Source organism: Mangrovicoccus sp. HB161399 (assembly GCF_013184745.1).
GTDB lineage: Bacteria > Pseudomonadota > Alphaproteobacteria > Rhodobacterales > Rhodobacteraceae > Mangrovicoccus.
Map to the genome: position 1 here is coordinate 1 of NZ_JAATVU010000018.1, position 13,053 is coordinate 13,053.

General features: G+C 68.8%; 12 protein-coding genes. All 12 read right to left on the reverse strand.

Annotated features, from left to right (window positions below):
- Positions 1-174, reverse strand: a 174-nt coding sequence (locus tag HCC78_RS12160) for an NAD(P)-binding protein (protein ID WP_371743826.1), incomplete at its 3' end; no start/stop codon positions are given.
- A gap of 23 nt (positions 175-197) precedes the next feature.
- Positions 198-1,577, reverse strand: coding sequence for a hypothetical protein (locus HCC78_RS12165; protein ID WP_172329052.1), 1,380 nt, complete (start codon positions 1,575-1,577; stop codon positions 198-200).
- 25 nt (positions 1,578-1,602) lie between these two features.
- The gene (locus HCC78_RS12170) at positions 1,603-3,276 is read right to left on the reverse strand and encodes a tannase/feruloyl esterase family alpha/beta hydrolase (RefSeq protein WP_172329053.1); all 1,674 of its coding nucleotides are present in this window, start codon (positions 3,274-3,276) and stop codon (positions 1,603-1,605) included.
- Positions 3,277-3,482: 206 nt separating this feature from the next.
- Positions 3,483-5,114: a GMC family oxidoreductase gene (locus HCC78_RS12175; protein ID WP_172329054.1), complete on the reverse strand. Its 1,632-nt coding sequence runs from the start codon at positions 5,112-5,114 to the stop codon at positions 3,483-3,485.
- Positions 5,115-5,128: 14 nt separating this feature from the next.
- Complete coding sequence (locus tag HCC78_RS12180) at positions 5,129-5,860, reverse strand: ABC transporter ATP-binding protein (RefSeq protein WP_172329055.1); 732 nt, start codon at positions 5,858-5,860, stop codon at positions 5,129-5,131.
- On the reverse strand, positions 5,857-6,591 hold the full coding sequence (locus tag HCC78_RS12185; protein WP_371743827.1) for an ABC transporter ATP-binding protein: 735 nt from the start codon (positions 6,589-6,591) through the stop codon (positions 5,857-5,859). The genes HCC78_RS12180 and HCC78_RS12185 overlap by 4 nt, the downstream gene beginning before the upstream one ends.
- Positions 6,588-7,544: a branched-chain amino acid ABC transporter permease gene (locus HCC78_RS12190; RefSeq protein WP_172329057.1), complete on the reverse strand. Its 957-nt coding sequence runs from the start codon at positions 7,542-7,544 to the stop codon at positions 6,588-6,590. Before HCC78_RS12190 ends, HCC78_RS12185 begins: the two co-directional genes overlap by 4 nt.
- Before the next feature lie 38 nt (positions 7,545-7,582).
- Positions 7,583-8,470, reverse strand: coding sequence for a branched-chain amino acid ABC transporter permease (locus tag HCC78_RS12195; protein ID WP_172329058.1), 888 nt, complete (start codon positions 8,468-8,470; stop codon positions 7,583-7,585).
- Between the two features lie 104 nt (positions 8,471-8,574).
- Positions 8,575-9,867, reverse strand: coding sequence for an ABC transporter substrate-binding protein (locus HCC78_RS12200; protein ID WP_172329059.1), 1,293 nt, complete (start codon positions 9,865-9,867; stop codon positions 8,575-8,577).
- 286 nt (positions 9,868-10,153) lie between these two features.
- A complete protein-coding gene (locus tag HCC78_RS12205; protein WP_172329060.1) occupies positions 10,154-11,647 on the reverse strand; it encodes a sodium:solute symporter in 1,494 nt (497 codons plus the stop codon).
- Positions 11,644-11,829, reverse strand: coding sequence for a hypothetical protein (locus HCC78_RS12210; protein ID WP_172329061.1), 186 nt, complete (start codon positions 11,827-11,829; stop codon positions 11,644-11,646). The genes HCC78_RS12205 and HCC78_RS12210 overlap by 4 nt, the downstream gene beginning before the upstream one ends.
- 74 nt (positions 11,830-11,903) lie before the next feature.
- Complete coding sequence (locus HCC78_RS12215; protein WP_172329062.1) at positions 11,904-13,046, reverse strand: FAD-dependent monooxygenase; 1,143 nt, start codon at positions 13,044-13,046, stop codon at positions 11,904-11,906.
- Between the last annotated feature and the right edge of the window lie 7 nt (positions 13,047-13,053).

The following is a 13,053-nucleotide window of genomic DNA, read 5'->3' on the forward strand; positions in this document are numbered from 1 at the left end:
GCCCGCGCCGAGCCGGGTGAATTCGGGGGCCTGCTCGAAGCTATGGACGGAGAAGCCCGCCTCCGTCATGAGCGCCGCCGCCGCCGCCCCGCCGAGCCCCGCCCCGACGACCGCGATCTCCACCTGATCGATCTGCTCCATGTCCTTCTCCGTTCCTGCCGTTCCGCCCGCCATCCGGGCTGTGTTTGTTGTGCTGCTCAGATCCGCGGCATTGCCAGAAGCGCGAGGCCGAGCCAGGTATAGCCGACCATCAGCACCGCCAGCGGCAGCCCCGCGCGGAGCGCCGCGCGCCCGCCGCCGAACAGCCGCACCGCCGCGCCATGGGCCATCAGAACCGCCACGCCATGCCCCAGGGTGATCGCTGCCACCTGGCAGCTCCAGATCAGATGCACCCCGGCCTCGGTGCCGAACAGCGACTGGCTGGGGAAATAGGCGGCCGTGCCGAAGAGGTCCCAGCCGCGGCCCAGAGGATCGGAGGCGGTCTTCCACAGATACTGCAGGTCCATCACGATCCGCATCGCGAAATGCGACACCAGATAGGCGACATAGATCGGCAGGAGCGACCAGGCCGAGGCGGCAGCCATTGCGGCCAGCGGCACGGTCTGCCCGGCAAGCCTGCGCCCGAGCGCCAGCGCGCCGAGAAAGCCCGCCGCGAGCAGCCCCGCCGTGGCGGCAAGCCCGGCCGTGTTCGTCCAGATGACCGCCGAGCGGCCGGGGAATTCCAGCGGGTTGATGCCGGTCGCCGCCAGCCAGCGGAAGGTGGCGGCAATGCCGTCGAAAGTGCCCGCGGCAAGCAGGATGACGATGAAGGCGGTCTCGCTGCGGCCCAGCGGCGGGCGGACCAGCGCCTCTGCTCCGGGCAGCACCAGCCACCGGCCCGAGCCGGGGCGCAGCGGCGAGAGCGCCGAGAGCAGGCGGAAAAGCACCGAGAGCGGTTCGCCGCGGCGGCTCCAGACATCGATGCCGAACAGCGCCATCGCCGCGCCGTTCACCGCCAGATAGGCCAGGAGATGGCGGAACAGCCGCTCGGGATCGGTGGCATGGAGCGAGATCAGGTCGATCCAGATCAGATGGCAGAGCTGCAGGACCGCAGGCAGGATGCCGGGCCATGCCGGCAGCCGCAGCAGCGGACGCGCGCCGAGCCCGAACAGCCGCAGGAGCCCGGTCCAGGGATTGGCCCAGAGCCAGAGGTTGCCGAAGACGGCCACGGCCGGGGTCATCAGGATCCAGCCGAGCGTCCAGACGGCGAGCGGCGCGGGATTGGCCAGCGGGTCATCCTTGCCCGCCAGTGCGGCGAAGAGCAGGAAGACAGCGGCGCCGCAGGACAGGAGCGAGCTGGCGTCCTGCAGCGCGCGGATCCGGGCGGATGCGGGCGGGGCCGGGGCAGGCGGGGCAAAGACCCGGTCGGGCACCAGCGCCAGCGCCAGGAAGGTCGCCGCGACCGCCAGCGCAGCGCCGGTGATCCAGACCCCGGTCGGCATCAGCAGGATGAAGCCGCCTCCGGCCTCGTGCGCCGGGGCCGGACGGGCCGCACATGCGGCCGCGAGCACGGCAATGGCCGCGGGACGGAGCCTCATGGCCGGACTCCTCCCGCGGCGCCGCTCACTGCGTCGGTTCTCCGCCCGTCAGCAGCCCGGCGGCGATGCCGACGCTGCCCATCTTCAGCAGCGCCTGGTTGGCAGTGCAGCTCCAGTTCGCCGCATCCGCGACATCGCCGGACCCGGAATGCACCGCCTGCGCCGGATAGGGGCAGAGCGGCATGGAGCGGGTCACGGCTCCGTCGCCATCCAGCTTCTTCGCCGCCAGCGCGTCCGGCGCGATGCCGTCCTCGACCCAGGATTCAAGCGCGGCCAGCGTGTTGAACACGTCCGGCCCGGCTCCGCCGCTGCAATGGCCCATGCCCGGCACCATGAAGAGCCGCGCCTTCCCGGCAAGCGCGCCGTAGCCGCCCTCGCGCCGCGACAGGTCGTCGACGAAGCGCGTGGTGCGGAAGGGCGACAGCGCGTGATCGCCCCAGCCGTGATAGAGGATCATCTTCTTGCCCGCGTCGAGGAAGGCCTGCGTGGCGGCGAGATCCGAACCGTTCCCGGCCTCCGTCATGGCGACGAACTCCTCCACCGCGCTGCGCGGCACGGTGCCGCCGGGCGAGATGCCGAAATCGCGGACATCGTACGATGCGTCCTGCTTCGCGAGATACTGGATGATGTGGTCGGAGAAGGCCCATTCCAGCGGCGCGGGCGCGAAGCCGTCATTGCCCCAGGGCTCGGCCGCCGCGATGTCCGCCGCCGCTTCCTTCCCGCCCTGGAACAGCGAGAAGCCGCCGTCGAACAGCACCGGCGCATAGCCGGGATAGACCAGCTGGCCGTCGTCGGTATGCAGCGCGGTGTAGTAGGCGCGCAGCGCCCTCGCCTGCGGCGCGGTCAGGCAACTGTCCTCTTCGGCTCCGGTGCAGATCAGCGCCTCGGGCTCGAAGGAGCAGGCCGCCGGGTTCTGGATCAGCCCGTCAGCGGTGCCGTCCGCCGCGTCGCAGGCCTCCATGACCGCGGCCTGGATGGCCGGCAGCTTGGCGGGCAGAAGCTGGGCGTCGGCGGTCAGCAGCTGGTTGATCTGGAAATGCTGGATCTTCAGCATCGAGGAGATGTCCATGAAGGGCGCGCCCGAGATCACCCCGTCGAAATCGTCCGGGTAGCGCGTTGCCGCGACCTGCGCCATCCGCCCGCCGGTGGAGCAGCCGGTCAGGTATGCATGGTCCGGCGCGCGGCCATAGGCGGCCTCTGCCATCGCCTTCGCCGTTTCCGTCACGACATGGCTGGCGCGGTAGTAATAGTCGGCGATCGCCGCTTCGTCGGGCGTGCCGTCCTCCGCCAGCGCGAAGCGGGCGTCGAGAACGCTGTCGGCCTCATGGCCGAGATCGGTCATTGCGGTGACATAGCCGGTCTCGCCGGCATAGGCGATGTCGGCCTTGTTGGCCGAGGCCGCGACCTTCCCGGCAAGCCCGCCATTGCCGATCATCGCGAAGCGGCCGTTCCAGTCATGCGGCAGGCGGATCTGGAACCGGGCGGACCCGCCGGGCGCATCTCCGCCGCTGGTGGCGACCGTTCCCGACACGAGGCAGGCCGGGGCGCCGTCCTCCGCCGGGACGGCATCGGTCACGGCCACGCCGGGCACGCCGAGAGCGGCGGCCGCCTCCACCGTGCATTCGAGCGCCGAGGCCGTCCCGGCAGCGAGAAGCGGGACGGCGAGGCCGGAAAGGAAGAGGGATCTGCGGAAAGTCATGTCGGTCCTTCGATACATGGGAACTTGCTACGGAACGCCCGGAACGCGGGCGGAAAACTGCCGGGGGCGCGGCGCCTGTCCCGCGCCCCCGGCCGCGCGTCAGAGGGCAGCGGAGCAGCAGATCGCCGCCGCGCCCTCCTCGCGCCCCCAGCCCCGGCACGCGCTGCCGGATTCCGGTGCCGGGACGGGATGTGATTGTGGCCCGGTCACGGCGCGGTCTCCGCCGCGAGGCCGTGGGCTTCGCGCAGGAAGGCTGAGGCGCGCTCGCCGATCACCGCGCAGGGCGCCATGGTGTTGCCGGTGGTGATTTCGGGCATGATCGAGCCGTCGGCGATCCTGAGCCCCTCGATGCCATAGACCTTGAGGCGCCCGTCCACGACCGACATCTCGTCCTGTCCCATCTTGCAGGTGCAGGTCTCGTGGAAATAGGTGCCCGCGGCATTGCGCAGGAAGTCCGCCATCTCCGCCTTGGGCAGCGGCCCGGGCATGATCTCGCGCTTCCGGTAGGGGGCGCAGAATTCCGAATTGCCGATGTCGCGGCACATCTCGATGCATGTCAGCATCGCGTCGATATCGGTCTGGGCGGACAGGAAATTCGCCTCGATCACCGGCGCATCGCGCCAGTCGGCGGACCCGAGCCGCACCTCGCCGCGGCTGTCGGGGCGCGCCAGTCCGGGCGCCAGCGTCCAGGCGCTGTCGGGCGAGGACGGCAGCCCGTATTGCGGCCCCGTCACCTCCGAGCCGAAGGGGCATTCCTCCAGCACCGGCATCAGATCCGGCGTCGGCAGGTCGGCGCGGCTCTTGGCGTAGAAGACGAATTCCGCGGCGTTGTTCCGCGGCGCCTCGGGCACGATATATTCCCAGCAGCAGCCCGCCAGCAGGATATGGTCCTGGAAGTTCCTGCCGACGCCCGGCAGGTGCTGCTTGACGGCGATGCCATGGGCGGCAAGCTGCGCCGCATCGCCGATCCCTGACAGCATCATCAGCTTCGGCGTGTTGATCGCCCCCGACGAGACGATGACCTCCGACGACGCGTGCACGGTGTACTGCCGCCCGCGGCGCACGAAGCTCACCCCGGTGGCGCGGCCGCCCTCGATCTCGATCCGCGCGGTCTCGGCGCAGAGCAGGATATGCAGGTTCGCCCGGCCCATGTAGGGATGCAGGTAGGTCGCCGACATCGAGACCCGCTGGTTGCCGTCCTGCACCAGCACGTTGGGCAGGCCGCAGCCGCCCTCGCCTTCCATCGGCGCGCCGTTGATATCCTCGACGAAGGGGATGCCGATCGCCTCGGCGCCCTTGATCAGGCCTGCCACAAGCGGGATCGGATCGTCGGGCTGCAGGATGTTCAGCAGCCCGCCCTTGCCGCGGCGATGCGGATCCGGCGCCCCCTGCCAGTCCTCGATCATGCGGTAGATGGCGAGCGTGTTCTCGTAGTTCCAGGCCTCTTCGCCCGAGGCCGCCGCCCAGTTGTCGAAATCGTTCCTGTGCCCGCGCGCCCAGACCGAGCCGTTGATCGACGAGCCGCCGCCCAGCACCTTGCCCATCGGCAGGACCGGCGTGCGGCCGTTGACCGTCGCGGAGGGCGCCGCCTTGTAGCCCCAGTCGCGCGAGGTGCCGATGTTCCACATCCACTGCGTGCTGTCGATCACCTGGGGCACGCGGTCCGAACCGCCGGCCTCGAGCAGCAGGACGCTGACGGCGGGGTCTTCGGCGAGGCGGCGGGCGACGACGCTGCCCGAGGTGCCGCCGCCGACGACGATGAAGTCGTAGCTTTCGCGGATCGTCTCGGCCGGGGTCTCGCGGTCGGGGGCGAGGTCGAGGGGGCTGTAGCTGGTCATGGGGGGTCTCCTGTTCAGCAGGTCGCGGGGCGGGCCGGCCTTGCGGCGATGCCCACGTAGTGGTGGAGAAGGTCCGGATTGGCCCGCACCTCGGCAATCGGCAGTTCGGCCTTGATCTCGCCATGGTCCATGAAGGCCACGCGGTCGGCCACAGGCAGCACGGCATCGACGCGCTGCTCGACGAGAAGGATCGCCACGCCCTCGCTGCGCAGCCGGATCACCGCTTCGCGGATGCCGGCGATGGCCGAGGGCATCAGCCCTTCGGTCGGCTCGTCGAGCATGATCACCGACGGGTTGAGGCACATCGCGCGCGCCATGGCGAGCATGGTCTGCTCGCCCCCCGAGAGCGTGCCGGAGCGCTGCTGCATCCGCTCGCGCAGCACCGGGAACAGCTCGAGCGCATGCTCGAGCGCCTCGCGGCCGGTCTTCCGCGTCATCAGCCCGATCTCCAGGTTCTCCCAGACCGTCAGCTCGGTGAAGAGCCGCCGGCCCTGCGGCACGTAGCCGATGCCCGCGCGCGGGATCTCCTGCGGCGGCAGCCCGGTCAGCTCGCGCCCGTCGAGCACCAGCCGCCCCGAAGAGGGCGGGACCGTGCCCATGATCGCCTTGAGCGCCGTGGTCTTGCCCGCGCCGTTGCGCCCCAGCAGGCACAGCACCTCGCCCCCCGACAGCTCCAGCGTGAGCCCGCGGAGCGCCTGGCTCTGGCCGTAGAAGGCCGAGAGCCCTTCGACCTGCAGCTTCGTCATGCCGGTTCTCCCAGATAGGCCGCCTGCACCGCGGCATTGGCGGTGATCTCCTCCGGCGTGCCCTCGGCCAGGAGCCGGCCGCGCTCCAGCACGGTGATGCGGTCGGCCAGCGCCAGGACCACGTCCATGTTGTGCTCGATCACCAGCACGGTCGCCTCGCGGTTCACCCGGCGCACCACCTCGATGAAATTGGCGATCTCGCCATCGGACAGCCCCTGGGTCGGCTCGTCGAGGATCAGGAGCCGCGGCTTCAGTGCCAGGCCCATCGCCACTTCGAGCAGCCGCTGGTGCCCGTAGGCCAGCGCGCCCGCCACCGATGCGAGCCGCGCGCCCAGCCCGACCGCCTCCGCCGCCTCGGTGGCCGCGGCGCGGATCTCCGCCTCGCCCGCGCCGCCGAAGAGATGCGGCTTCAGCCGGCTCTGGGCGGCGATCTCGATATTTTCCAGCACGGTGAGGCTGGGATAGATATTGGTGATCTGGAAGGTATAGGCGATGCCGAGCCGCACCCGCCGGTGCGCCGGGAGCCGCGACACGTCCTGCCCGGCAAAGATCACCTGGCCCGCGGAGGGCGGGATGCGCCCCGACAGCAGGCTGACGAAGGTCGACTTGCCCGCGCCGTTCGGCCCGATGATGGCGCGGATCTCGCCTTCGCGGAGCCGGAAATCCACCTCGTCCACCGCCTTGAGCGCGTCGAACTGGCGGCAGAGCCCGCGGGTTTCCAGGAGCGTCACTTCAGCCATGGCAGCGCCCTTTCGCGGATCGTGCCGAGAATGCCCTTCGGGAACCAGCGGTTGACGAGGATCAGGATGACGCCGACGATCATCAGATAGGCGGTGGTCAGCCCCGAGAGCCGGTCGATCAGCATGGTCATCACCGTGGTGCCCAGAAGCGGCCCCAGAAGCGTGCCCGGCCCGCCGACCAGCGTGAACAGGAGCGCCTCGATCGAATAGTGGAACCCCGCGAAGGCCGAGCCGATATAGCCGAAGACCAGCCCGTAGAGCGCCCCCGCCAATCCCGAGACCGTGCCGGAGATGGTGAAGGCCGCAAGCCGCACCCGGTAGGTGTCGAAGCCCAGCATCCGGGTCCGCGGCTCGTTCTCGCGCACCGCGGCGAAGAGCCGGCCCAGAGGCCCCTGGGTGACGAAGAACATGAAGACCAGCACCAGCGCGAAGATCGCCAGCGCCAGGTTGAAGCGCACCGGATCGGAGGTCATGTCCATCTGGTGGCCCAGGAGCGAGAAGGACCGCGCATCGGTGGGCAGGGTCAGCCCCTGGTCGCCGCCGGTGATCCGCGAGAAGTAGAGCGTCGCGAGGTACGCCGCCTGGGCGAACATCAGCGTCACGATCATGAAGGACACGCCGGTGGTGCGCAGCGCCAGCAGCCCGATGACGAAGGAGAAGGCGGCCGAGGCGAGGATGCCGATCAGGAAGGAGACCGGCAGCGAGCTGCCCCAGTAGTAGCTCGACAGCCCCGCCGCATAGAGCCCGGCGCCGAAGAACATCGCATGGCCGAGGCTCAGGAGGCCCGCATAGCCCATCAGCATGTTGTAGCCCATGGCGAAGACCGCCATGATCAGGATCCGCGTCGCGGCGAGCACCAGATAGTCCGAGAGCGCGAACTGGAGCGCGAAGAGCACCGCGATCGTGGCGAGGATCAGCGCGAAGAGCCGTCCGTTATGGATCATGCGGCCGGGTCCGGGCCGGGCACGGGGAGGAACGGGGGTCATGCGCGCCTGCCTTTCACGGTGAAGAGCCCCTCGGGCCTGAAGATGAGGACCAGCGCCACCAGCAGCGTCGAGACGATCTTGGCCAGGGTCGGCGAGAAGAACACCGACAGCAGCCCGTCGGAGAGCCCGATCAGCACGGCAGCGGCGATGGTGCCCGGGATCGAGCCCAGCCCGCCGACGATCACCACGACGAAGCTCAGCAGCAGCGGGTCGGTGCCCATCAGGTAATGCGCCTGCTGGTTCGGCACCACGAGCACGCCCGCGACGGCGGCCATCATCGCGCCGATGGCGAAGACCGCGGAATAGACCTTGCCGACCGGGATGCCGAAATTCAGCGCGGTCTCGCGGTCGAACTGGGTCGCCCGCATCAGCAGCCCGACCTTCGACTTGCGCATCAGCAGCCACAGCCCGGCCACCAGCAGGATGGCGACGGCGACGGTGAAGAGCTTGTAGCTCGAATAGCCGAACCACGGCGTGCGGATCGTGTAGTAGAACGGCGCATCCACCGCGCGCGCATCCGGCCCGAAGGTCAGCAGCGCCCCCTGCTGGAGGATGTAGAGCATGCCGATGGTCGAGACGATCGTGCCTTCGGGGTTGTAGCCGATCTTCTGGAGCACGGCACGGTCCGCCGCCCAGGCCAGCGCGCCCACGGCCAGCGGCGCGACGAGGAGCCCGGCGACGAAGCCCAGCACCGGCGGGCCGGGGATATAGGCCCCGCAGGCCCAGGCGATCAGCGCGCCCAGCATGTAGAATTCGCCATGGGCGACATTGACCACGCGCATGACGCCGAAGACGAGGCTCAGCCCCAGCGCGGTCAGCATCAGCACCGAGGCCTGGACCAGGCCCTCGAGCCCGGCAAGCAGCAGATATGGAGCGAGATCCATCGGGCAATCTCCTCCCGGCGGCATCAGGCAGGGCGCCTGTCACCGGGAACGGTTCGGGTATCCGGAAGTGCGGACCCGCCGGCGGCGGGTCCGCAGGAGCGGGGTCAGAAGGACATCTGCGTGTAGTCGCACTCGTCGGGATAGAGCGTGTCCTCGATCGAGGTCCGGTGCACGACCTCCAGCCGGCCATCGGTCACCTGGGAGATGTTCTGGTGGCCGAAGGCCTGGTGGGTCTTGCCGTTGAAGAGCTTGTCGCCCTGCGGGAACTCGGTGCCTTCCCGGAAGCCTGCGATCGACTCCATCGCCTCCATCATCGCGATCTTCTGGCCGGGGCCGCGGTAATCGGCCATTTCCATCGCCTGCTTGATGGCAAAGAGGGTTTCCCAGACCGAGAACATGTGCGCATAGGTCGCCACGTCCTTGGGATCGCTCAGCGAGGCGCCGTTTCCGTCCACGCCGACGGCCGCGCGGAAATCCCTGTCGGCCGCGCTCTGGTCGGCCTGCGCATAGCGCGGCATGGCCTCCCAGAAATAGGTGCCTTCGAGGAATTCGAGCTGCGGGATGTCCATGTCGACGGCTTCGAGGCTGTCGATGAAGCCGAAGATCTCGGGCCGCTTCGAGCCGAGATGCTCGCCCAGTTCCTTGACGAAGGTCAGCACGGCCGGCCCGACCATGACATGGTAGATCACGTCGGTGTTGAACGGGATGCGCGGCATGTAGCGGGTGAAGGAGGTTTCGGTCGGCGGGATGGCGATATCCGCCACGACCTGCCCGCCCTGGGCCTGGATCGCCGCCGTCATGTTGTCCCGGTGGTCGTAGCCGAAGTTGAAATCCGGATAGATCAGCGTGACCTTCTTGCCGAGATTGGAGGCAATCCACGGCGCCATCGAGCTGACCTGGGATTTCACGTCGGTGATCGAGGGCTGGAAGCAGTAGCGGTTGAACGCGCCCGAGGCGAGGGTATGCGCCTCCGAGCAGAGGAAGTAGGGCATCTTCAGCTCGCCCGCGCGCGGCGCGGTGGCGGCGACGACATGGGAGAAGAGATGGCCGAACACCGCGTCGACCTTGTACTCGGCCGCGAATTTCTCCATCACCTCGACGCCGCGCTTGGGATCGGTGCCGTCATCCTCGACGATGATCTCGACCGGCAGGCCGTTGATGCCGCCCTGGTCGTTGATCACCTTCAGCGCCGCCATGGCGGTGCGCTCGTACCAGCGGCCGTAGGAGGCGCCGATGCCGGTGCGGTGGAAGGGCGCGCCGAGACGGATCGCGTCGCCCGCCTGGGCCTGCGCCCCGCGGATCAGCCCCGGCGCAGCAAGCACCGCGCCACCGGACGTGATCCCCTGCAGCAGGCGGCGGCGCGTGACGCCCCTGCCGCCGAAAAACTCTTTGCTCATGTTCGCTCCGCTGTTGGCTGGATGCCGCCGTCTTGGCGCGGCGGGCTTGTTTGGGTGTACAACAACAATTTTCGGAAAATTGTCGGCTTCTTTCCGCAAACCGGGTTGCGGAAGTGAATTTTGCCGCGCTGCCCGGTTTTCGCGCAAGCCGGAGCGGCACCGCATGTTTCGCCGCCATTTCCTGCATCTCCGGCGCAGGATGGCGCGGAACGCAAAAGCCCCGCCATCCTGCGATGGCGGGGCTTGCCGGGCCACGGGCGCGGGAGCGGCACCCGGGCCGCGGGGATCACTCGGCCGGGGCCGGGACCGCGCCGGAGGGCGCTTCCTCGCCGTCGAGGAAGCCGTCGGTCACCGCGGCGGAGGCCGGACGGGTCACCAGGCTGACGGCGACGAAGAGGATGGCCGAGACCGGCAGGCCCAGGATCCCGGCGCTCAGGCCGAAGGGCTTGTTGCCGGTGATGTACATCCACAGCACGAAGGCCACGCCGCCGACGATCGAGACCAGCGCGCCTGCCGCCGTGCCGCGCTTCCAGAAGAAGGCGCCGATGGTGGCGGGGACGGCGACGATCAGGCCCGCGGAGGCGGCGACCGAGAGGATGGCGATCATCGAGAACTCCATCGCCGCGAAGACCAGCGCCAGGAGCGAGATCACCGGGATCACGAGCTTGCCGATCTTCAGCTGGTGCGCGTCATCGGTGCCCTGGGCCAGGTTGCCGTAGACGTCGCGGGCAAAGATCGAGCTGAGCGTCAGCAGGATCGAGTCGATGGTGGAGACCGCGGCGGCCAGGATGCCGACCATCACGATCACGCCCAGAACCGGCGGCACGTAGTCCGAGGACAGCAGCGTCGCGGTGGCGAGATCCGGGCGTTCCAGCTCGGGGAAGGCGACCAGCGCCGAGAAGCCCCAGGTGACGGACACCACCGTGTAGACCAGGCCGAAGCACAGGAAGATCAGCAGCATGCGCTTCAGCGCGCCGAGCGAGGCCGGCATGAACAGCCGCTGGCTGACCTGCGGGTTGGAGATCGAGAAGAAGAACCAGGGCAGGGTCAGGCCCAGGAAGGTGGTGAAGCTGAACAGCCCCGGTCCGGGGACCTGCAGCATCTCGGGACGGGTCTCGGCGATGGTGCCGAACATTCCGGTGAAGCCGCCCAGTTCCGACACGACCAGCACGCCGACCAGCACGGAGGCCACGATCATCACCAGCGCCTGCAGGCTGTCGGTCCACATGACCGAGCGGATGCCCGCCACGTAGGAGAAGAAGATCGCCAGCACGGTCGCCACGATGATGCCCGCGGAGAAGGAGATCGCCCCGCCGGTCATGCCCGACAGCAGGTAGCCGACGCCCGAGAGCTGCACGGCGGAATAGGGGATCAGGAACACCAGGCTGGTGATCCCGGCCGCGACCGCGACCCAGCGCGAGCCGTAGCGGTGGCCCAGCATCTCGGAGGGGGTGACATAGCCGTAGCGCTTGCCCGCCTTCCAGAAGCGCGGCCCGAAGATCGCGACCAGCGAGACGCCGGCGAAATAGACGATCTCGAAGCCGAGCGCGCCGACGCCGCCCTTGTAGGTGAGGCCCGCGAGCCCGACCATCATGAAGGCCGAATAGGTGGTGGCGGAATAGGACAGCGCCGAAAGGATGCCGCCCATGCCGCGGCCGCCAAGGAAGTATTCGGACATCGACGAGGTCGCCTTGTCCGAGCCGCCGCGCGACAGGTAGGCAACGATGCAGGAGAGGAGGATGTAGATGACGATCCCCCAGATCACGAGCGAGGCGGTCATTCCCCGTCCTTTCCGTAGCCGGCCATGGCCACTGCGTTGAGAATGATCACGGCGACGCCGGCGAGCGTCCAGAAGAGGAAGCTGCCGTACCAGGCGGCCACCTGTCCGATGAGAAGATAGGGCACGGCGTAGCATGCCAAGATGAGCAGTGCCATCAGCACCAGGGCTGTCTTGCGGGTCATTGCGTTTCCCTGTCGTCTTGTTGGTTGGAGCCGGGTCCGGCGGGCTGAACCTCCCGCCGGGCCCGGCCGATGCATCAGGCGAGGTCTGCCGTCACCGGGTTGTAGGCATAGACCCATGCCGGGTCCTCGGGCTCCTTGAGCCAGGTGTTGGCGTTGGAGATCGACTGCACCTTCGTCGCGCGCTCCTTGCGGGTGCGCTCGTACATGCCGAAGGCCGCGGCGTAGTCCGCCATGCCGGTCTCCGACAGGCAGCGCGCCAGAACCGCCGCATCCTCGATCGCCATGCAGGCGCCCTGCGCCATGTGCGGCCGCATCGGATGGCAGGCGTCGCCGATCATCACCAGCCGCCCGCGCGACCACAGCCCCATCGGGTCGCGGTTCCAGAACGGCCATTTCGTGACCTCCTCCGTCGCGTCGATCAGCGCCTGCACCATCGGATGCGAGCCGCCGAAGATCGCCTCCATCTCCTCGCGCGAACTGTCGACGAAGCCGGCCTCGTGCTCCCAGCTGTCGACTGGCACGCCGGTGACGTAGTAGTATTCCGACCCGTCGTTCTTGGTCGCGTAGGCCATGATGTGGCGCGACTGCTCCCACCACCATTTCACGCAGCGCTCGTGCTCCAGCCCGGTGGCGCGCAGCTTGTCCATGTTGACCAGCGCACGGTGCCCGACCCAGCCGGAGAAGCGCGGGCGCTCCGCCCCAAGGAGCTTCTCGCGGATCATCGAATTGATGCCGTCGGCGCCGATCACCAGCTTCGCCGAGACCTGTCTGCCGTTGCCGAAGCTCAGCAGCACGTCGCTGCCGCGTTCCTCGATGTCGCTCAGCCGGTGGCCGAAATGCACCCGGCGGCTGTCCAGCGCGCCGATCTGCACCGCATGCATGTCGCCGCGGTGGATGGTGATGTAGGGCGCGCCGTATTCCTTCAGCGCATAGTCGCCGAGCGGGATTTCCGACAGGTATTCGCCGGTGTTGCCGTCGCGCGAGAACCAGTGCGAGGGGTGCGAGCCGATCCTGGCCAGGGTGTCTTCCAGGCCGAGCTTGCGGAAGATCTTCATGACGTTGGGGCCGATATGGATGCCCGCCCCCAGCCGGGTGAATTCCGGCGCCTGCTCGAAGCTGTGCACCGAGAACCCAGCCTCCGCCAGCAGCGCAGCAGCCGCCGCCCCGCCAAGGCCAGCCCCGACGACCGCGATGTCGATTTCTTCCACCGATGCCATGTTTACA